Genomic DNA, 21,982 nt, shown 5'->3' with positions numbered 1-21,982 from the left:
TCTCTCCTCCTATTCACTTTTTAGTTCATGCCTTCTACTCCAGCTTTGAATCATATTAATAAGAAGAAGGAAAAGAAGGGAAATAATAAGCATCACGGTCGCTACAGCTGTTGCCCCCGCGTAATCATATTGTTCTAGTTTCGTCATAATCATCAGTGGTGCAATTTCTGTTTTCATCGGCATATTACCTGCGATGAAAACGACAGATCCGTATTCTCCTAATGCTCTTGCAAATGCGAGTGAAAAACCGGCAAGAAGAGCGGGAAAGATTTCTGGTAAAATGATTTTCACAAATATTTGTAAGCGGGATGCACCTAAACTCGAAGCTGCCTCTTCTACTTCTTTATCAATATTTTGCAGCACTGGTTGCACCATTCGAACGACAAATGGTAAACCGATAAAAGTAAGCGCAACGATAATTCCGAGTGGTGTAAAAGCTACTTTTATATGAAACAGACTAAATATTTTCCCAATCCATCCATTTTCCGCATAAAGCGTTGTAAGTGTAATACCAGCTACAGCTGTCGGAAGTGCAAACGGTAAATCAATGAGTCCATCTAATAGTCTTTTTCCCGGAAATTTGTAGCGTACGAGCACCCATGCTATTAATAAACCGAAAATGGCATTTACAATAGCAGCTGCAAATGAAGTTGTAAAACTAACTTGATAGGAATGCAACACACGCTCGTTCGTTATAACCCCAGCGAACTTCTTCCAACCTAACTGTGAAGTTTGAATAAATACGATAGAAAGTGGTATAAGTACGAATAAACTCATGTACAACATTGTAAATCCAAGCGATAATCCAAACCCTGGTAAAACACGTTTCTTCCTCATCCTCTTTCACCTCATCCCCCTTTAGCAGTACGCATTATTTTTGATAAATTTTATCGAATACGCCGCCGTCATTAAAGTGTTTCTCCTGCGCTTTTTTCCAGCCACCAAATAGTTCATCTACTGTAAATAATTGAACTTTCGGAAATTGAGATGTATATTTTTCTGCTACTTTTTCATTACGTGGACGATAAAAGTTTTTTGCCGCAATTTCCTGTCCTTTTTCTGAGTACAAATATTCAAGATACCCTTCTGCTACTTTTTTCGTTCCTTTTTTATCAACGACTTTATCTACAACCGCTACTGGTGGTTCTGCAAGTACACTAATAGAAGGGGTTACAATTTCAAATTTATCTTTTCCAAGCTCTTTTTGGGATAATAACGCTTCATTTTCCCATGCGATTAATACGTCACCAATTCCTTTTTCAACAAATGTTGTCGTTGCTCCGCGCGCTCCTGAATCTAATACTTCTACGTTTTTATAAATTTGGCTAACAAACTCTTTCGCCTTATCTTCACTATTATTATATTTTTTCAGTGCGTATCCCCACGCCGCTAAATAGTTCCAACGTGCCCCGCCTGATGTTTTTGGGTTTGGTGTAATGACAGACACACCTTTTTTCGTTAAATCATCCCAGTCTTTAATGCCTTTCGGGTTTCCTTTTCGAACAAGAAATACAATTGTTGACGTGTATGGAGTGGAATTATTCGCAAGTCGCTTCTGCCAATCTTCTGCTAATTGTTTTTTCTTACTAATCGCATCAATATCATAAGCAAGTGCTAGTGTAACAACGTCTGCTTCTAAGCCATCAATAACAGAGCGCGCTTGACTTCCAGATCCCCCGTGTGATTGTTTTACATTTACTGTTTGCCCGTGCTTCTCTTTCCAATACTTCGCAAAATCTTTATTGAAATCTTGATATAACTCCCTCGTTGGATCATAAGAAACATTTAAAAGCTCAACTGTTTTTTTATCTCCACTTCCTTCAGAATTACTAGTGGATGTTGCCGAACCACACCCTGATAAAAGTACAACTGCTGATAATAAAACACCTGTACTTTTCATAAACGCTGTCTTACCCCACTTTTTCATCGTTAAGCCCCCTTAGTTTATACAATAGAAAAAGGCACACAATATATTCACAAATGTGAACATTGTGCGCCTTCAGTTTATCTGATTAGCTTCTAATGTATTCTATTCGATTTCTTTTCATTTTAATTCTGTAATTCACATGTGTCAACTTGGAATTTGAATTTTCTTATTAAACTAAAATATTGGCATACGTTGAGCCCAATGATTTTTCAAATCAGCAAATTCTTTTGGTAACTTACTATTTTCATTCCATTCTAATTTATATGCATTTACTAACACCGTAGCCATTGATTCACAGTCCACTACTCCATTTTGATTAAAATTACCGTTCTTATCACTTTCAGAGTTCATCCATAATTTCACAAATAAGATATTGCACCCGACGTAAGCGTTAATTTCTTCTGTTCTACGTATGTCCCCTCCTTGTTGGTCATATACAGGTTTAAATATATGGCACCACCGCTTAATCAATACAAAAAAAATGAGGCAACCACCTCCAAAGATGGTTGCCTCATTTTTACACTTGCATCGCTTTCTCTCTCAATGCTCTTCTTAACAACTTACCCGTCGTATTCTTCGGCAATTCTATTAAAAACTCAATGCTTTTCGGCACTTTATATTTCGCTAAATGTAACCTACAGTAATGCATTAGTTCTTCTTCTGTTACGTTTGCTTGCTTCAAAACGACGTACGCTCGCACAGCTTCTCCTAAGTTTTCATCAGGAACACCGATTACGACAACTTCCGCTACTGATTCGTGCGTATATAATACTTCTTCTACTTCACGAGGGTATACGTTATAACCGCCAACTAAGACGATATCTTTTTTACGATCCACGATATAGAAGTAACCTTCTTCATCCATTTTCGCCAAGTCACCTGTATATAGCCAGCCGTCTTTCAATGTCGCAGCTGTATCTTCTGGTGCATTATAGTATCCTTTCATAACGTTAGGTCCGCGAACAATTAATTCACCGACTGCGCCGACAGGTACTTCTTCCCCAAGTTCATTTACAATTTTATTTTCTACATGCCAAATATTTGTGCCAATTGATCCTGGTTTCCGAGGACGATCTAGCGGATTGAAACAAGTAACTGGTGATGCTTCTGATAAACCGTATCCTTCTGAAACAATAACGTTAAAACGTTTTTCAAAGTTTTGCAGAAGAGCAACAGGCATCGATGCACCACCGGAAATACAAAGGCGAAGCGTCTTCACATCTTCTGCGCTTGCTTCTTCAAATAAATATAAATAATTGTACATCGTCGGTACGCCAGCAAAGATCGTTGGTTCGTACGTACGACAAATACGGAATACTTCTTTCGGACTAAATTTCGGTAACATTAAAATCGTTGCCCCGTTCACAATCGGTGCATTTACCGCAACTGTTAAACAGAATACATGGAACATAGGCAGTGCCGCAACAACGCGGTCATCAGCCGTATATTGTAAATACGACGCCACATCGTTCGCATTACTATATAAATTTTTATGTGTTAACATAGCGCCTTTCGGTTTTCCAGTTGTGCCCGATGTGTATAGAATAACCGCTACATCTTCTTCATCTAGTTCAGGACCTTCGTAAGTTGTATCTCCAGTCCCCACAAAACTAGTAAACGTTTTCATTTTTTCGGTTTCTGTATGGTTAAAATCTGATGAGGTTTCGCATATGATGATGTTTTCTAATGAAGGAAGTCTTGTTGTAAGAGATTGTATAACAGGTAGAAGGACGTCGAGTACGATGATTGTTTTTACATCTCCATTTTGTAAAATATAATGCATTTCGTCTGCTGTATAAATTGGATTAACTGGAATAACAGTTGCTCCGGCTTTCATTGTTCCGTATAAACCGACCAAAAAATGTGGTGAGTTCCCAACAACTAATGCGACATTGTCCCCTTTTCCAATGCCCATTTCTGCTAAATTGCTAGAAAACCTTGTGACCATTTTGTTTAATTGGTCATATGAGACCGACTGATCCATAAATATATAAGCCGGTTTTTCCCCCTTCTTTTTTGCCGTTTCAGCCAAAGATTGAACGAGATTCACAAAAACCCCACCTTTATAAATTTTAGAATATTTAAAAATTCTAAATTAATTATATTAAAAGAAAATTAAAGTGGCAAGTGATATTCTATTAACTGCATATAGACAGATCACCTTCTCTTAGTTTACTTTGGAAAAATAAGGGGATTTTATTTACAAGTAATTTATAACACTAGACCAAAAATCATTTTAGGATAATATGCACTCATCTTTTTTCTAAGATTTTCAAGTTCCTCTTTATTTAAGCTCGTATACTCCCCATACAAATTCAAAACGTCCGCTCCATTTTCATGAAAATACACGGTAACATATAATGCCGGTAACCCTTTGTTATCTTCATCTATTGATAAGACGACATCTGGTGTTTTATTAACAGTGCTGAATGTTTCATTTCTTTTCCACTTCTTATTTTGAAACATGTCTTGTATATCATGTATCTTTCGTTTGTTATCTGTATGCGTAAAATATATGACATTATCCTCCGCTGGTTTTCCGATAGACAAAATTGTACGACTTGAGGGCGATCCACTGCTACACGCTGTCATTCCGACGACGAAGCTGAGTAATAATACAACGTACATTACCCTTTTCATTTCGATTCGCCTCCTTTTGAATATATATATTCCTTTACGAGGGGCAAATGTCCTGTGATTTTATGTTTTGTGGTAAATGAAATTATATGAGCGATTTTTCAGTTATATCAGCGCAACTCAATTTATATCGGCGATTTTCCAAATATATCAGCGCAACTCAATTTATATCAGCGATTTTTCAGTTATATCGACTTACCGACAAAACCTGACAATCTACGCAAAAAGAAAGAGGCTGCCCGTGATGGCAGCCTCCCTCATTTTTAGAAGAATAAATGTAAGAAATCTTCTGTTGTAATGTTACCGAAGTAACGTGCGATATCTACGCCTTCTAAAGCTACAGTGAATGCATCTTTATCGAATTGAACGCCTGTTAGACGCTCTTCGATATCATGAACATCTAGTGAACCGAAGAAGTCGCCGTAAATTTTACATTCTGTTACTGTTCCTTTTTTCACTTCAAGACGAACGTCAACTTGTCCAACTGGGAAGCGGTGTGAATGTTGTAAGTTGAACTTCGGTGATTTTCCGTAGTTCCAATCCCAATTTTGGTAGCGTTCTTCAGAAAGTTTATGGATCTCTTTCCAATCCTCTTCTGTTAATTCATACGTTGGGATTTCTGTTTCTCCTTCGAAAATTGTTTCTAGAAGAAGTTGTCTAAACTCTTCTGTCGTCATTTCTTCATTTAGGAACTCTGTAATGTTCGCAACGCGGCTACGGATTGATTTAATACCTTTTGATTGAATCTTATCCATTTTTACTTTTAATGCCGATACGACGTGATCGATTTCAGAGTCAAATAGTAACGTACCGTGACTGAACATACGACCTTTCGTTGAGAACTGCGCGTTACCTGAAATTTTTCTACCTTCAGCTAAAATGTCGTTACGACCACTTAGTTCTGCATTTACGCCTAATTTACTAAGCGCTTTCGTTACAGGCTCTGTGAATTTTTTGAAGTTGCTGAAACTGTCTCCATCATCTTTTGTAATAAAACTGAAGTTTAAGTTTCCTAAATCATGATATACTGCGCCTCCGCCTGATAGACGACGAACGACATGAATACCTTTTTCTTTTACGTAATCTGCATTAATTTCTTCTACTGTGTTTTGGTTTTTACCAATGATAATCGAAGGCTCATTAATGTAAAACAGTAAATATGTTTCGTTAATATCTAAATTCTTCACACAATATTCTTCAATCGCTAAGTTTATTCTAGGATCTGTAATTCCTTTATTATCAATAAATAACATCGTATCACCTCATGAGTTCCATACGTAGCCACTATGCGCTAGCGTAATGTGGCCACTGAAAATTTGTTTTGCTTCTGTTACTAAATCAGATGGGTTGCCTGTATGCGGTAAGTGCGTTAATAAAAGTTCTTTTACATTTGCATCTTTTGCAATACTTGCTACTTCTGTACTATTCATATGCCCTGCTTTTGCAGCCTCTTGATGTGCATACATATTACACTCACAAATGAAAAGATCAGCATCTTTCGTGAATGGAATGAATTCAGGAATATAACTTGAATCAGCGCTGTATACTACAGCATCATCTCCAGCTGTAATACGCATCGCAAAGCATGTAACAGGATGAACAGTTTTTAAGAACGAAATCGAGAACGGTCCAACTTGAAGTGTTTCTTCTGGATTGTACGCGATTCCTTTCGTATGTGGTTCATGTGTTAAAGAATGGAATCCATTCTCGTCAAACGTATGACCGTATATTGGTAATTCCGGTAGTTGCCCCTTCGCCCCGCTCATAATTAATCTCGCATATTGCAATACCCCAATGTCCGCAACATGATCGTGATGATAGTGTGACAGTACAACTGCATCTATATGAGATGGTGTTATATATTTTTGAAGCTGTGCTAGTACACCACTACCACAGTCTACAAGTAAACGAAAACCATCGTGTTCAAACAAATACCCCGACGTTGCTTCTCCCGCTTCTGGAAAGCCGCCCCAAAAGCCGACAACAGTCATTTTCATATGTATCCATCCTTTCTAAAACCGAGTAGAAATGCATGTTTTACTTACATCCTACATTGTTAACTATAATCCATTTCCTAAACTTTTTCATTATTTTTCAATTTTGTTATAAAACAGTTGTTGACTTTTATTTTTTGTACTAATACAATGATAGTAATAAATGGAAATGGAGGGATTGACATGATCGATCAACCAATGGAGTTTTTCAGAAATTTACCGACGAAAACTTGTGCACACTGCGGGAAAGAAATTGATGAGCAGCACGAAGCATACCATAACAAATGTGACGATTGCGTTCACGAAGAATAGTAGTTTGTGAACATAAAAAAACCTAGCAGACATAGTCTACTAGGCTAATAACATCTTATCCTTCATCGTTGAACCTTTCACCAAGAGCTCCAGTTCAAACTCATACAATTCTTTTTTTCGATAATTTTTCGTATGGATTTTATCCATCATCAGGTCGACAACTTTTCTGGCCATTTCATCAATTGGCTGTTCAATTGTCGTAATACCTGGTTCTGTAATCTGCGATAATATTTGATTATCAAAACCGATAACAGCGAGATCATCTGGAATGCTCCAGTTATGGCGTTTCGCCTCTGAGATAATTCCAGCTGCTACCTCATCGCCTCCTGCCAAAATCGCGGTAGGATTTTTTTTGTCCTTTAATACTTCATGGAATATTCGTTTTCCATCTTCCCAAGAGAAAGCGTTTTCAAGAAAGTCAATCGCTTCTACTTGGCGGCTCTTCTCAGTTATTGCACGTAAAAAGCCCATTTTTCGCTGCTGGCTAACGACTTTGGTTTCGTTACCACGGCAAAAAATAAGATTACGATATCCTTGATCTAACACATGCTTCGCAGCTATGTATGCTCCTTGCGCATGATCAAACTTCACTGTTGGAATATTTGCTTCCTCAATATATTCATTACACAACACGATTGGACCGTGCTGTAAGTATGGCTCTACATCTTCCCACGGATTTTCTAGTGAACATAGAATAATCCCATCTACTTGTTTCGTAGATAATAATTGTAAATACTCCATCTCTTTTTCCGGTAAATATCTTGTTTGACAAATAATCAGTTTATATTTATGTTCAGAAGCAGCAATCTCGATTGCTTCAATAAATCTACTGAAGAAAGGATTTGTAATCCTTGGAACTAGCACCGCAATTGTTTCCGTTTTTTGTTTACGAAGCCTTCTCGCCGCAGAATTAGGAACGAAGCCTAAATGCTTCATTGCTAATTGAACCCTTTTTTTCTTCTCATCTGAAACATATGGATGATTATTAATCACCCTAGAAACCGTTGTCCTTGATAACCCTGCTAATTTCGCCACGTCCTCTATAGTCGACACGAAATTCTCCCCCTTTGCATGAAAACGTTTTCTTAAATTGATTATATAGTATATTATTGGAAACTGCAATATCGGTTGTTATGATTTTACTATATTAATATTATACATAGGTAAAAGTCTGTTAATGCAGGGGCAATATACTGCTTTTAGAAATTTACGTTATGTACATTCCTTTTCTTAATACCATATATTCTTTATTTAATATAAAAGCCCATCAATACATCATCTCCATATGATCCATCTTCATATTTAATTTGCTTTCGTTGTCTTCCTTCTTCTACAAAACCCATACGTTTGTACACTTTAATTGCCCGATCATTAACAGAAACTACACCTAAGCAAATTTTCTCTAAACCTTTCTGCCCTTTAGCCCAACTAATAAGAAATTCAATTAATTTCGTGCCGATGCCTTGATTACAATACGCCTCTTTAATCCCCATTCCCATTGTGCCTGCGTGTTGTAACCGTTCTAGTTCATATCGGTTGAAAAGTAAAAAGCCTACCACCTTATAATCTACTTCATACACAATATAAAGATTACCTTTCTCATTACTTTTCCGTATCTTTTCTCTTTCTGCATCAATATCATTCGGTAATTTCTTTGGAGATACTATGAAAAACTTTGTAGTATTTTCCGATAATATAATTTCTTTTCTAATGTTCATTATTGCTTCTGCATCAGCCTCTTTTGCTAATCGTATCATTGAATCACCTCGTACTTTTTCTTTTAAAAAATAATATTAAAACTATAAAACGTCCAATATGCAATATTGCATATTGAGAATCTTTTTACTCTTGATACAATATTCATACATCAAAATAAAAGGAATGTATGCAATGAATCCAATCTTAACAGCTGCAAAACAACTATTACATAAAGAAGAAAAGATTTTATCTACTTTAAAATGTTCACTTACTGGCTATATGATTACGCATAAAGTCCCGTATCCTGGCATGTTACTTGCTACTAATCAAAGACTTCTCTTTTTTAGCCAATATAAAAACACATTCATTGCCGAATTTGATTATGAAAAAATTCTATCCATAGAAACGAAGAGAAGAATCTTTGACAAAAAAATAATATTTTACTATGAAGATGAATATATAACGCTTGGATACATTACAAGTTCGAATGTTGAAGCGTTCATAGACTTACTACAAAGAAACAGCAAGACTAGCACAGGCTTATAATCAGCGGGGATCCCCTCGCTGATTCATTATTTTAACTCCTCCCACTTCGTCCAAACTTCCCTCCCGTTTATACAGTACATATTATCCTCTCTATTCATAAACCCCTGTACAATAAATTCACGTCTAATTGTACAAAAATCATCATGATATTGTTTTATAAATGTATTAATTTCTTTTTCTGTATATTGATTTTCAGCATTTAACTTGCTAATTAAATGCTCTAACAATACTAGTTTTTTCTTCTTTTGACCTGGAATCGATTTTAAACGATCCTCTTTATCGAAAAAGTTACGAATGGTCGTATCCCGGAATTTCATTTCACTTTCAGTCATTTTGTTATCCTCCATCACTTTTTTTCTTTATCTTTTCACTTAAAATATCAATAAAGTAATATCCACCCATTAACACATAATAGAACGTAAGTATTCCAAATGCATCTTTCATACTTGTATATACTTCTTTATCAAACAATATAGGTGAAAGGGCGTAAACAAGAAAGATTATTAGCGGATTTACGATAAAATAATAAGTAAGATTGCCTTTCATCATATCAACTCCTCTACCCTATGTTTCTCTGTAAATTGTTGTAATTCCTTTTCTTTCGTTTCTATAGCTTTTAGAAAGATTTATAGATGAACTAAGGAAAAGATGTGCCCTCTATTAAAATAAAAAAGCACCAAAAAGGTGCTTTTATCTACGCTTCAACCGATTGATTTTCAGCAACATTTTTAAATTGTCGTTTGTGCATCAAAGTTAAGGAAGCGATCGTTCCAAGTGATAATACAACGATAAAGATCATGAGCATTCCTATGTTTTGCCACATGAAGTCAAAGTCTCCACTCGATACGACTGCTTTCAATCCTGATACAGAGTATGTCATCGGTAACCAAGCATTGAATGGTTGTAAAAACTTCGGAATCAATTCTAGCGGGAATGTTCCGGCACTCGTTGTAAGCTGCATAATTAATGTGATGATGGCGATAAAACGGCCTGCATCACCGAATGCTGTTACTAAACATTGAATTAATGCGATAAATGCTAAACTTGTAATGATACTAAAGAGTATGAAGTATGGAATGCTTTGTACTTCTACACCCAATCCGAACAGTAATATAACATCTGCTACTATCGCTTGAATAATACCAACTGATAGTAAAACACCGAACTTACTAATAAACCAACTAAATCCTGATTTTGGAACGCCTACTGTATCACGTAATGGGTATACGATAGATAATAATAATGCCCCAACAAATAAACCGAGTGATAAGAAATACGGCGTAAATCCAGTTCCGTAGTTAGGAACTTCCGCCATTTTCTCTGTCTTCACTTTTACAGGACTTGCAAACATATCATACGTTTTATCCGTTCCTTTTACTTCCCCAGTTTTCTCTGCCCCTTCGCCAAGTTTCTCTGCAAGTTCACCTGAACCGTCGTTTACTTTTACGAGACCATCTGTTACTTTTCCTGAGCCATCTGCTAGTTTATTTACGCCGTCGATTAGCTGGGTTGAGCCATTTGACATTTGATTTAGGCCACCATTTAGAGTACCTAAGCCCGTTGTTACTTGACCAGATCCGTCTGCTAATTGATTTACTCCACCTGCCATTTGATTTGCTCCTACAGATAATGTACCTAAACCGCCTGTTACTTTACTCGAGCCATCTGCTAATTGATTTACTCCACCTGCCATTTGGTTTGCTCCTGCAGATAATTGACCTAGGCCGCCTGTTACTTGACTTGAGCCATCTGCTAATTGATGTACACCACCTGCCATTTGATTTGCTCCTGCAGATAATGCACCTAAACCGCCTGTTACTTTACCCGAGCCATCTGCTAATTGATTTACTCCTGCAGATAATGTTCCTAAACCACCTGTTACTTGGCTTGAGCCATCTGCTAATTTCGTTACACCTACAGATAATGTCCCTAAACCGCCTGTTACTTGACCAGACCCATCTGCTAATTTGGATACTCCTACAGATAATGTTCCTAAACCGCCTGTTACTTGACCAGACCCATCTGCTAATTGATTTACTCCTGCAGATAATTGACCTAATCCTGCTGTCACTTTTCCAGAGCCACTTTGCAATTGCGTTACTCCATCAATTAATTGAACTGATCCATCTTTTAATTTATCGGCACCTATTTTTGCATTATCTAATCCCTCACCAAATCCATGAAACTTACTAACAAATTCATTTTGTGCGCTCGTTAGTTTCTCAATAGCACCTGCTAGAGTTTTTATCCCTGCTGGATTTGGTAAGTTTTTTTGCAACCCATTTGTTGTTTGATGTATTTCACCTTTTAATTGTTTCACTTCTTCATTTAATTTATTTGTTCCACCTGCTACTCCGGCAGCTTTTTGCTGAACTGTCGCTGTACTTTTTACAGCACTTGTTACGAATGGCTGTAACTGCTCTTGATATTCTTTTGGTAAACTTTCAATTTGCTTTTGTAAATTCGCTACCTCTTGTGCTGCATTTTTTGCATCTCCTGCTGTTGATTGTGTAAGTTCATTTAACTGATTTACATTCGCCCCAGCTCCATCTATTTTTTCATTTACTGTATTCAATATAGAAGGAACTTTCGACTGCATTTCCTCTAAGCCTGCAGCAGACTTTTGTACGTTACTATTTAACTCTTGCAATCCCTTTTGGATCGCTTGAGAACCTTCCTCTAATTGGCTTTGCCCTTCAACAAGTTTTCCCATACCATTTGATAGATCCGTTGTTCCTGTTTTTAATTCACCGGATTTACTTACTAATTTGTTCAAGCCACCGGTCACTTTCTCAGATCCATCACGCAACTCACCCGTTTTACTATTTAACGTATTTAAACCGTCTGTTACTTTGCCCGATCCGTCTACTAACTTCCCAATACCTGCATTGCTATTTAATGCATGTAAACCATCTGTTACTTTGCCTGATCCATCTACTAGTTTCCCAATACCTGCATTGCTATTTAATGCATGTAAACCATCTGTTACTTTGCCTGATCCATCTACTAATTTTCCAATACCTGCATTGCTATTTAATACGTGTAAACCATCTGTTACTTTGCCTGACCCATCTACTAATTTCCCTATACCTATCTGCATTTCACCTGTTTTGCTATTTAGTGTATTTAAACCATTTGTTACTTTGCCTGACCCATCTACTAATTTCCCTATACCTATCTGCATTTCACCTGTTTTGCTATTTAGCGTATTTAAACCATTTGTTACTTTGCCTGACCCATCTACTAATTTTCCGATACCTACCTGCATTTCACCTGTTTTACTATTTAGCACATTTAAACCGTTTGTTACTTTGCCTGATCCATCTACTAATTTATTAGATCCATCTGCTAATTTCTGAACTCCATCCTTCATCTCCCTAGATTTCCCTTGAAGTGTATGAAGGCCATCCGTCACTTTACTTGAACCATCATGCAGCTCACTTGATCCGTCGTGTAGTTTATTTGCTCCTTCCGCCCCATCTGCTAATCCTTTTGAGACGTCTTGAATGGAATCAAACATTTTCTCTGCATATGTTTTCGTTAACGTGCTTGATACTTCAGTTTTAATCTTTTCAATGGCTGTTCCTCCAATTTGTGAAGATAAGAAGTTTAAGCTTTCGTTTGGAATGTACTCTAAGTTTAATGGCTTTGGATTGTCTTTTAGTAACGTTGTAGCGTTACTTGAGAAGTCATCTGGAATGCGCACTAACATGTAATACTTTCTACCTTCCATTCCTTTCTTCGCTTCTTTTTCACTTACGAACTCCCATTTAAAACTTTTATTATCTTTTAAATTATCAACGAGCCCTTTTCCGACCTCAATTGATTTCCCATCAAATACTGCGCCTTTATCTAAATTGACTACTGCAACTGGTAAGTCATCTAACTGTTTATACGGATCCCAAAAGGCCCACAAAAACATCCCTGCATATAAAATCGGTACGAATAAGACCGCAATAATTGGAATTAATATTTTTTTACTTTTTATAATTTCCGTGAACTCTTTCCGAAGTAACTGATTCCCTTTCATAATTTCTCCCCCTTTTATAAAATGACCAAAATGTTCATATAGTCATTTTTACCCAAACAAAAAGGCTATACTTGTTCATACATATGCCTTATCCCCGAATTTATTACTATGCAACTTTTTCTTATTATGATTATAATTTTTCTATATCCCCCCTTAACTTAAATATATGACCGTATTGTTCATTTGGTCATTTTTTATAAAATTAAAAGGATTATCTTAGTTTGACAATCCTTTTAGTAAATAAAGTTCAAATAACTCTGCAATTTTTTCTTTTTCTAGCGGTTCGTGATTTTTTTCCCAATCAAAAATAAGCGATACATATAGACGAAGCATAATAAATGCTGTAATTTCTGGATCACATTTGCTAATTTCACCTTTTTCAATCGCAATCTTTAAATACGATTGAATAACAGAAACGATTTCCACATCAACTTGTTGCATCACTTCTTGTACTTCTTTCGTTCCCATATCGCGCTCTTCTTGAATTAATTTAATCATGAGCTGATGTTCTTTTCTAAATTCCAAGATGCTATATAATGCTCTATGTACATTTTCAAAAAATGAAACATCTGAACGAATTGCACTTTCTGCAACTTGCTTCATTTCTGTAATTAAATTAGAAATAATTTCACCAAATAGCTCTTCTTTATTTTTGAAAAAAGTATAAATCGTTCCTTTTCCTACATTCGCTAACTTCGCTACTTGATCCATCGTTGTTGCTTTATAACCGAACGCTGAAAAAGACTTTGTTGCAGCTTCAATAATAGAACGTTTTCGATCTATCGCCACATTGTCACCTCCAAAAATGACCAATTGGATAATATAGTCAATCAGTACATCTTTGATATTACCACACGCTTACATTCTATACAAGTTCTCTTTTTATTATTTCCAGTATAAAAAAATTTCAGTCAGTGTATATCATACTTTCCATAGTTTATCAGAAGAAAAGAGAAAAGGAAAAGATGTTCTAGAGATATACATCTTAAGAACACCTTTTTGCTATTTCAACATAGAAAGCATAATTTTCTCTAATTCTTCTTTATTTACATTCTTATCGAATACTGCTTCTCCTGGGTTCTCTAAACTATGATTAATAATAACGATTTGGTATGCACTATTTTTCCCTTTTGCTGGAACAATCATCTTCATACCTTGTAAATTACTATCCGAGTGATGAGTAGCGTAGAATATTTGATTCCCTTCTAGTTCGTACTTTTCTATATTTTCAGGCACTATAAACTGGTGGCTAAATGGGTCTTTGCTTTCCCCAAAAACTTGCGATTGAGAAATTGTATAATTTCCTTTTCCGTTCGTATATTCTAATTCAATAGTGAATTCCGGTTTTATCTTAAGATAATAATTCACTCTTTCGTCTTTTTGGGTATATCCTTTAATTGTATAAGTTGGCCTCTTGATTTGGAAATCAACATGTTGCTGCACTTCTTCAACTGTATATGTTAAATATTTCCCTACCTTATCCTCATAAGGAGTTGTTTTATTATGAATTTCTTTTAATTTTTCACGATTTTCTGTACTTAAGCGCTCTTCTTTCACCTCTTTTATATCCCCTTGGAAATTTTCGGGTAAGTTTAATCTAACTAATCCTTTTTTCTCGATCTGCAATACCTCTTTATATAACTGCACATAATTCTCAAACTCTTCCTTTGTTAAAGCTTTTTCAGCATGATATAAAAAGGCTGTTCGGTTTTCATATTGCCATTTTGACATCCCCCACTCTTTTCTCGCCTTTTCCTCTGTACCAAATAATGTATCTACAGCATTTTGGAAAGCATCCTTTGACTGCTCTACTTTATCCTTTTGTTTTTCTTTCCCTTCCGTTGCACGTGCGTTGAATAAAGAAAGAGATGCTATAGCAACTATGACAATCACTCCAAGTAAAGAAAGACGATACGATTTCTTTTGGAATTTTTTAATCATAATGATTCTCCTTTTTAGTGTTCGTTTATTTCTACTTAAATTTGCTAGGCTTGGTACTTGATAGGAATAGTGTTCTAAAAGGGTAATAATTGTATGACCGTATGCAATTTGTTCCTCTTTATCTATAAAAGTAAGTGCATATGCATCACAGGCTAATTCTTGATCTTCTCGCATACAAAAATAGGCGTACCAAAGAATTGGATTGAACCAATTTAATATGATTAAACTGTACATAATCCAATTTACAGCTACATCGTTTCTCTTAATATGAGCTAACTCATGGTAAAAGACATATTGTAATTGTTGTTCATTTAATACTTTCATATGTTTTTTTGATAGTAATACTTTCGGGCGAAAGAAACTAAAAACCGTTGGACTTGCAATCTTTCCTGCAAGACGTAATGAAACTGCCTTCTTCATTTTCATAGACTGCTTACAGCGATTAAACACTGTAGTGACCTGTTCGTCCGTAATATCCGGTTGTTTCTTTATGTAAGAATATAAACGTCTATTTGTAAGAAACGTGATGGCTGCTAATATGATTACCCCAGCTAGCCACACATACAAAGCAAGTTTGTATAAAGAAAATGTAGTCTGTTTTTCCGAACTGACTTTTACTTCCGGTTCGCTAGTTTTTGTCACCATTTTAGAATTTGATTCCAATTCCACTTTTCGGTCGCTTTCTATGTTCACTATATTCTCAGTAGCCGGCATATTTTTTGGAATAACTTCCGATACGCTAGAACTATAAGAAAGTAATGAGTAAATGCTATAAGAGCTATCTGGCGACCACGGTAAAAGGAGTCTTATCATTAATACGATCCACAGCATATATTGCCACCGGGGGGTTAATTTATTTCTAAATAGAACTTTTATACATAAAATAAATCCGACTAATATGCTAGCCATAAGTGACGTTTCTATAAGCCAATCAAAAAAATGAGGAAGGTATACATTTATAAGCGTGTTTATCATTTTTATCGATCCTTCCTCTTATTCTCCTCTGTCTTCTCATCTAAAATGCGTTTTAATTCATTAATATCTTCTGAAGATAATTTCTCCTCTTTTAAGAAATTAACAAGTAATGGCTTAAACGCTGCACCGCAAAAACGTTTTAGTAAAGATTTCGTTTCCACTTGCAAATAATTATCTTGTGATACTAACGGGTAATAAGCGTACATACGCCCTTTATCTTGATGGTAAGAAACGGCTTCCTTTTGCACTAATCGATTAATTAATGTGCGGATTGTTTTCGGTTTCCAGTCCATTGCATCTTCCAGTTCTTCTATAATTTCATTCGCTGTTTGCGGAGAATTCGACCAAAGCACTTTCATAATTTCTAATTCTGCTTCAGATATTTTAGGTAATTGATTTGTCATAGTATATTTCACTCCTAAGTATTACATTTGTAATCTATAATTAAGATTACAAATGTAATACTTAATTGTCAACCATATTTTAGAAAAATTAATTTCAGCTAAACCTTACTTACCAACAACAAAATTCCTCTTTTTCAAATAATCAAATAAAAAAACAAGAAAATCTTTACAATTAATAGTAATATAGAAAATAGACAAGTTTATCAAAACAGTGGAGGCTTTTTCAGTCATGATGCGTGCACTTCGTTTAAATATAAAGCAAGCTTTTTGTAATCGTGTTTCTTTAATTATTATGTTTAGTGGACTAGCTCTTATTTTTATTTACCATTATTATTATGTAATTCGTTACATTGGGGATGGAACGGATGCGTTTGTAACAACAGCTTTTAAATGGATTGGATTTCGGGACAATGAAATGGATGTTTATTTATTATTAATGCCCGTTATTGCCAGTTTCCCCTTTAGTACAAGTTACAATTCGGATAAATCAGATGGTTTTAAACCGTTTGTAAGTAAAGGGATTTCTTTGTTCCCTTATTCAGTAACGAAATATATTGTTACATTCTTTTGTGGCGGACTTCTTTATACATTTCCGTTCATCTTATCGTTATTATTTTGCAAATTAACCATTCCAGACGGAGAACCGACGGCTGGTTCAGGCATTATAAATGATAATGGGATGTTTGCAAACTTATATTACGAATCTCCCCTCACTTACATTACTGTATATATTGGAATTAATTTTTTATTTGCAGGTTTAATGGCCCTTTTAGGACTTGCTGCATCTGCGTGGTCACAAAAGGACTATATGGCGATTCTTTTCCCATTTGCAGTTGCCTCCATTCCATACGTCCTGCTAAATACGATATTCCCTACAATAGGCGGAGCTCCTTTTCATTTATATGACCCAAAACAACCTTTGCATGGCATGTCGCCGTATATTTTGACAATACAATGTGCATTCTTCCTCCTCGTTAGCTTAATCATGTATATACAAGGAGTAAAACGTGATAAAAAAAAATATAGAAGAAGGTTGCAAAAAAGAGAGCGGTGTAGAAAAGCGTTTCAAGTATAATAAAACCCTAATTTCCTTACTATATTGGAAATTAGGGTTTTATTTACTATTCACTTACGGTGTACCAGCCAATCCCCATAAAATAACAACCGCTACAAAATAAATCGCTTTAATCGCTATTACTAAACATAATGAAACAATTGCATATTTACTTAATTCTCTTCTTGCACCTATTAAAGTGAAAATAACCGCCAAACTAAATGTTATATAAGAAGCTGCTGTATGTATTAAGTTATACGTAATATCTAGATTGCTTGTAAGTCCTGTTATATCAGCTACAAACTGAAGCATGACGATCGTACTAAAAAAAATTGCAAACTGATTCATTACCTTTCCATTTATTTGTAACTGCATTGTTGTCCCCCTTATTAAAAACTAAATATTCAATCAATTTTATCATTAGATTACAAAAAAAGGAATCATCTCTTTATACTATTAACGATGCAAAAAAAGAACGCTTAGTCACCTAAGCGTTCCCCACTTTAAGAAGCCTTCTTCAAATCAATTTGAGCAAGTACTGGGTCGTGGTCACTTACACGTCCGTGTTCTTTCATAATGTTTGAGTTTAAGTGTACTGGGTCTACAATTGTGTGTGGTGCGATATTGTTTGTTACTAAAATATGATCTAATACTTGTGCATTTCCTTCGTGAATGTACGTGTAACGATTCTCTTTCGGCACTGTGTTTAACATATCTTTTAAGATTGTTCCCTCTAGTGTTTTTAATGCTTTAGAGAATTCGAAATCGTTCATATCACCTAACACAACAACTGGTGCATTTGTATTCTTTTTCTGAATTCCTTGCACGAAATAATTTACTTCTTGTGCTAACTGAATTCGTTTGTCTTCACTCTTTAATACGAGCGGCTGCACTTTTCCAAATGGCGTTGCATCTCCTAGTTTTGAGTTTAAGTGATTTGCAACGACAACAATGTTTTGTCCTTGGAACGTAAATTCTGCCGCTAGCGGTTTACGTGTACTTTCAAACAATGGATTTTCGTCTCCAATACGAACAACATTCTTATCAAGTAACTTCGGTACCGTCGCTAATTTCACGCGTGATGGATTATAGAAGAAACCGACGCGAATATTCGCTCCTGGTGCTCCTCCATCTTGATTATTGTTTGGAGCGATTTCTACATACTCATACTTCGGTCCACGAATTTCTAGAACTGCATCAATGATACGTTTTGCGCTTAATGACGCATCTGTTGTACCGTCATTAATTGATCCGTTATTATCTTGCATTTCCTCTACACCGATAATATCTGGCATTTTTAAATTGTATTTAATAGAATACGCTAACGCTTTTACTTTTTCATCTGTTGTTTCTTTTTTATTCGCCGAGAAGTTTTCAATGTTATATGTAGCAACCGTTAACTTATCAAGACGTGGCTGAATATTTGCCCCTACTTGCTTAAATCCACCATCCACTACAGCTGGCAGTTCTGTTATTGGTGAAATACGGAAAGAACCGTAATCATATCCTACTACCCCTGTTATATCTCCAGTAAAAGTATCTCCTACTTTTGCTACATAATCGCGAGGTACTTTTACAGAAAGGCGCTCTGGGTTTAATTGATTTTCATCTAATAGAGGTGTGCCATATTGTGTTACTATTTTATCTCCACCATTTTTTACTGTTACATATAAATTTCCGTTTTTCTGAGGTGTAATAATTTTTGGTGTTGGCATCGTAACACGCATACCTTCTATACTTTCATAGAAGTCGATTGCATCTTCATTTGGATCAAATAAACCAAATGCATCATTATCAATAATCTGGTCCGGGATTTTCACACCGTTTTCCCCAAGTACAATCGGTGCTGGCAAAGATTGATCTTTTGCGATTACAGCAACGCGGCTCGCTTTAATTTCAGTCGTCGTTAAGTCTGTTTCAAATCGTTCTGCATATCCTGGTCCAACATATTCTTCTACTACTCCATCAACTTGAATAAGATCTCCTACTGCTACATTCGCATCTTTTTTATATACGTACATACCTTCTGAAGTAGCTGGATCATTATCTGGCTGATTATCTTCTATATAAAAGCCGCTTTTATCAAGTGCTGTGACAACGCCTTCCACATTGTTTACTTTCTTCCCGTTGTAAGGAGACATATGTGATTTCCCTTGAATGTCATGAATACGAACCTGTTCATTATTTACGATAATAAATGAAAATGTCGAAATTGCTGAAGGAGTAAGTCCTTCTTTTTCTGCGATTGCTTTCACTACACTATTTTCATTCACTATAATTTGTCCATTATAACGAACACTTTTATTAGTAGGATTAGAGCCATCTAACGTATAGTAGATTGTTGCGCCTTCTGTATTCGTCGTTAATGTTACCGCTGTTCCTTTAGCAACTTCTCCGCCGTTCGGTGAAGCTACTACATCGCTAACACGATTTTGTCCTTCACCTTGAAACTTATAAGCTGTTACTGATTTTAGACCTGGGTTACTAAAATATAATTCAAGGGTCCCAGTCAAACTAACTTTCTTCCCGATATTTTCAGGGTGATCTTTTACATTCACTGCCGTTCTCACATCACCTTTCGGTAACTGAACGGGCATGATTTTGTCTGGATTCGTTTCGTTTGGCGAATCTGCAATTGCTACGTTTGTATCATCAAACTTAGCTGGATCCTTCGTATATTTAGAAGAACTTTGCGTATATCCAACAATATATCCTTCTACTATCCCCTTCGTTTTCCCTTGCTGCTTAAATACTTGAATTGCTTTTTCTACTGACATAGAAGCAGTTTCTTCTGCTTGCGCTAAAGTTCCAGTAAATGAAAGCAATAGCAAGAATGATAAAAAGACACTTAACAATTTCTTCACAGCCATTTTCCTCTCTCTATTTCATATTTTCTCAGCATTTCTATCATAACAAATGATTCGTTATATAGAACTATATTTCGACAAATTTTACAAAAGATTTATTTAATTTACAAGCTTTCAAACTATAATACAAAATAATAATTTTACACCTTCTACAAATACACTCTATAATGTTAGAGAGAGAAAACAGAAAATATCGACATTTAATTGGCATGTAAAATGGATTCATTTGAATAGGAGTGATTGGATGGAAGTGCAAACAGAAACATACCGCGCAGCTATGAATGGAACATTAGAACGTCATTTTTCAGATATGATTGCCGTTATACCAACTAGAATTACAATTGAGCAGTTAAAACAGCGACTAGAAACGATCGCTACTAAAGTTGATGATTTAAAAATTGTTTATAGTGATGAGACAAGCCTTATTGTTGAATTACATATGGGTGAAACAGTCATACCGTATGAACTGCATATTGATGAACCGAACGATCCAGAAGGATATAAAATGTACAATAGACAAGATGCTACAATCTTAGATCGTAATTTTGAAGATGCAGCTTTCGGCACTGAAATTTTCACTCGTACGCTATTTGTAGGCAATGTACTGGACTGCTTTTTCCAGCAGTTACAGTTCTTATGGAATCTCGCCCCAGATTTGTTATTTGTAATCGATTCAAGTGCAGCAATGAAAGTGATATCTAGAAGCTATATTGAATATCACGTTGAAAATGAATTATTACCTGACATTCCTGACTTATACGTTATTCATTCCGTTTATGAAGACGATAAAGACGGTGAGCCTACGCAATATTGGTTTCATACACATGGTCTTTTAAGAGCAGGCGTAACTGAAATAGAGTTAATTATTCCAAATCGCATTTCTTCCTACTACGGCATTAGCGATCTCTTTCAAACATTTGCTAATAATGCCGTTGAGAATGGACAAGTCCCTATGAATGAGCCTATCGTTATCGCGCATAGTCAGCAAGGTTCTATACATACAGTCGCTGTTCCGTGGGAAAAAGGATTATCTTATATAGGGCATAAAACGAGTATGGACCAATTATCTTCAATCGAAGATGAGGAAGTGAAACTACAACCAATAGATGCACAAAATACATTCTTAGGCGGAATGGATGCCCGAGATGAATACCATCAATCTCCATCCGTTCTCTTATTCAAATTTAATACTTCAGAAGAATATATTGAAAGTTTTTTCAAAGAACACGAGGAAGCTACAGGGCTCATGTTCTATAAAACAAATAGTGAAACCGATCGTATGGCTTACAATGCGAAAAATACTTTTGGGTATTTCAGCAACATTTTTCACATTGAACAATCAAATGAAGATTTTCGTTTCCTTGCTAAGTTTGGTGTCTCCTACGAAGAAGGAAAAAGTGAACATATGTGGTTTGAAATGCAAAACATTACGGAAGATTTCATTCAAGGAATACTCATTAATGAACCATATTTCATAGAAGATATGAGTGAAGGAAATAGTTATCATTTAGATTTTGATAACTTAACAGAGTGGGTTATTTATGCAGGAGATGCTGTTATAAAGCCAAATAACTTATATATGTTTATTGGCGAATAA

Annotated in this window: 21 protein-coding genes; 4 read left to right on the top strand and 17 right to left on the bottom strand. The window is 35.7% G+C overall.

The genetic code is table 11. From position 1 onward, the window contains the following. Positions 1-9: 9 nt before the first annotated feature. The 7 genes from cysT to AC22L0_RS01880 form a co-directional block, all read right to left on the bottom strand. Entirely contained in the window at positions 10-837 is an 828-nt protein-coding gene (gene cysT, locus AC22L0_RS01910) for a sulfate ABC transporter permease subunit CysT (RefSeq protein WP_001227879.1), read from the bottom strand. 34 nt (positions 838-871) lie between these two features. After that, positions 872-1,927 carry a sulfate ABC transporter substrate-binding protein gene (locus AC22L0_RS01905; protein WP_000758703.1) on the bottom strand — a complete coding sequence of 352 codons (1,056 nt, stop codon included), beginning with the start codon at positions 1,925-1,927 and terminating at the stop codon, positions 872-874. 174 nt (positions 1,928-2,101) lie between these two features. Beyond that, entirely contained in the window at positions 2,102-2,278 is a 177-nt protein-coding gene (locus AC22L0_RS01900) for a hypothetical protein (protein WP_001999272.1), read from the bottom strand. A gap of 166 nt (positions 2,279-2,444) precedes the next feature. Then, entirely contained in the window at positions 2,445-3,977 is a 1,533-nt protein-coding gene (locus AC22L0_RS01895) for a fatty acid--CoA ligase family protein (RefSeq protein WP_044584217.1), read from the bottom strand. Between the two features lie 161 nt (positions 3,978-4,138). Next, positions 4,139-4,567: a hypothetical protein gene (locus AC22L0_RS01890; RefSeq protein ID WP_098522297.1), complete on the bottom strand. Its 429-nt coding sequence runs from the start codon at positions 4,565-4,567 to the stop codon at positions 4,139-4,141. Positions 4,568-4,827: 260 nt separating this feature from the next. After that, positions 4,828-5,817: a lipoate--protein ligase gene (gene lplA / locus AC22L0_RS01885; RefSeq protein WP_000897281.1), complete on the bottom strand. Its 990-nt coding sequence runs from the start codon at positions 5,815-5,817 to the stop codon at positions 4,828-4,830. 9 nt (positions 5,818-5,826) lie between these two features. Next, a complete protein-coding gene (locus AC22L0_RS01880) occupies positions 5,827-6,561 on the bottom strand; it encodes an MBL fold metallo-hydrolase (RefSeq protein ID WP_000784680.1) in 735 nt (244 codons plus the stop codon). 180 nt (positions 6,562-6,741) lie between these two features. Between AC22L0_RS01880 and yhfH the strand changes: the two genes are divergently transcribed. Further along, positions 6,742-6,870, top strand: a complete 129-nt coding sequence (gene yhfH, locus AC22L0_RS01875) for a protein YhfH (RefSeq protein ID WP_000567010.1) — start codon at positions 6,742-6,744, stop codon at positions 6,868-6,870. Positions 6,871-6,909: 39 nt separating this feature from the next. On the opposite strand, the gene AC22L0_RS01870 is transcribed toward yhfH, so the two are convergent. Both AC22L0_RS01870 and AC22L0_RS01865 read right to left on the bottom strand, forming a co-directional pair. Continuing rightward, entirely contained in the window at positions 6,910-7,923 is a 1,014-nt protein-coding gene (locus AC22L0_RS01870; RefSeq protein WP_000103715.1) for a LacI family DNA-binding transcriptional regulator, read from the bottom strand. A gap of 194 nt (positions 7,924-8,117) precedes the next feature. Next, entirely contained in the window at positions 8,118-8,627 is a 510-nt protein-coding gene (locus tag AC22L0_RS01865; protein WP_000620018.1) for a GNAT family N-acetyltransferase, read from the bottom strand. 133 nt (positions 8,628-8,760) lie between these two features. Between AC22L0_RS01865 and AC22L0_RS01860 the strand changes: the two genes are divergently transcribed. Then, positions 8,761-9,114 carry a PH domain-containing protein gene (locus AC22L0_RS01860; protein WP_001068220.1) on the top strand — a complete coding sequence of 118 codons (354 nt, stop codon included), beginning with the start codon at positions 8,761-8,763 and terminating at the stop codon, positions 9,112-9,114. A gap of 26 nt (positions 9,115-9,140) precedes the next feature. Here AC22L0_RS01860 and AC22L0_RS01855 read toward each other — a convergent pair whose 3' ends face one another. The 6 genes from AC22L0_RS01855 to AC22L0_RS01830 all read right to left on the bottom strand — a co-directional run bounded on the left by AC22L0_RS01855 (position 9,141) and on the right by AC22L0_RS01830 (position 16,464). Beyond that, a complete protein-coding gene (locus AC22L0_RS01855) occupies positions 9,141-9,446 on the bottom strand; it encodes a DUF2087 domain-containing protein (RefSeq protein ID WP_000140291.1) in 306 nt (101 codons plus the stop codon). Between the two features lie 4 nt (positions 9,447-9,450). Further along, positions 9,451-9,663 carry a hypothetical protein gene (locus tag AC22L0_RS01850; protein ID WP_001986098.1) on the bottom strand — a complete coding sequence of 71 codons (213 nt, stop codon included), beginning with the start codon at positions 9,661-9,663 and terminating at the stop codon, positions 9,451-9,453. 145 nt (positions 9,664-9,808) lie between these two features. Beyond that, positions 9,809-13,144 (bottom strand): YhgE/Pip family protein, encoded by a 3,336-nt coding sequence (locus tag AC22L0_RS01845; RefSeq protein WP_487272103.1) that lies wholly within the window; start codon positions 13,142-13,144, stop codon positions 9,809-9,811. Positions 13,145-13,360: 216 nt separating this feature from the next. Continuing rightward, positions 13,361-13,933, bottom strand: coding sequence for a TetR/AcrR family transcriptional regulator (locus tag AC22L0_RS01840; RefSeq protein ID WP_000963381.1), 573 nt, complete (start codon positions 13,931-13,933; stop codon positions 13,361-13,363). 213 nt (positions 13,934-14,146) lie between these two features. Then, entirely contained in the window at positions 14,147-16,060 is a 1,914-nt protein-coding gene (locus tag AC22L0_RS01835; protein ID WP_458737380.1) for a M56 family metallopeptidase, read from the bottom strand. Positions 16,061-16,062: 2 nt separating this feature from the next. Then, a complete protein-coding gene (locus AC22L0_RS01830; RefSeq protein ID WP_000184503.1) occupies positions 16,063-16,464 on the bottom strand; it encodes a BlaI/MecI/CopY family transcriptional regulator in 402 nt (133 codons plus the stop codon). Positions 16,465-16,693: 229 nt separating this feature from the next. On the opposite strand from AC22L0_RS01830, the gene AC22L0_RS01825 reads away from it, so the two are divergent. Further along, positions 16,694-17,539, top strand: coding sequence for a hypothetical protein (locus AC22L0_RS01825; protein ID WP_000984162.1), 846 nt, complete (start codon positions 16,694-16,696; stop codon positions 17,537-17,539). A 54-nt stretch (positions 17,540-17,593) separates the two neighbouring features. Here AC22L0_RS01825 and AC22L0_RS01820 read toward each other — a convergent pair whose 3' ends face one another. Both AC22L0_RS01820 and AC22L0_RS01815 read right to left on the bottom strand, forming a co-directional pair. Continuing rightward, complete coding sequence (locus AC22L0_RS01820) at positions 17,594-17,893, bottom strand: hypothetical protein (protein WP_001176848.1); 300 nt, start codon at positions 17,891-17,893, stop codon at positions 17,594-17,596. Positions 17,894-18,021: 128 nt separating this feature from the next. After that, positions 18,022-20,388 (bottom strand): DUF6359 domain-containing protein, encoded by a 2,367-nt coding sequence (locus tag AC22L0_RS01815; RefSeq protein WP_487272102.1) that lies wholly within the window; start codon positions 20,386-20,388, stop codon positions 18,022-18,024. Positions 20,389-20,629: 241 nt separating this feature from the next. On the opposite strand from AC22L0_RS01815, the gene AC22L0_RS01810 reads away from it, so the two are divergent. Beyond that, positions 20,630-21,982 (top strand): DUF4026 domain-containing protein, encoded by a 1,353-nt coding sequence (locus AC22L0_RS01810; RefSeq protein WP_098664076.1) that lies wholly within the window; start codon positions 20,630-20,632, stop codon positions 21,980-21,982.

The organism is Bacillus sp. LQ01 (assembly GCF_057624735.1).
Note: the sequence above shows the minus strand (reverse complement) of the source record. Positions and strands in the feature narration are given on the sequence as shown.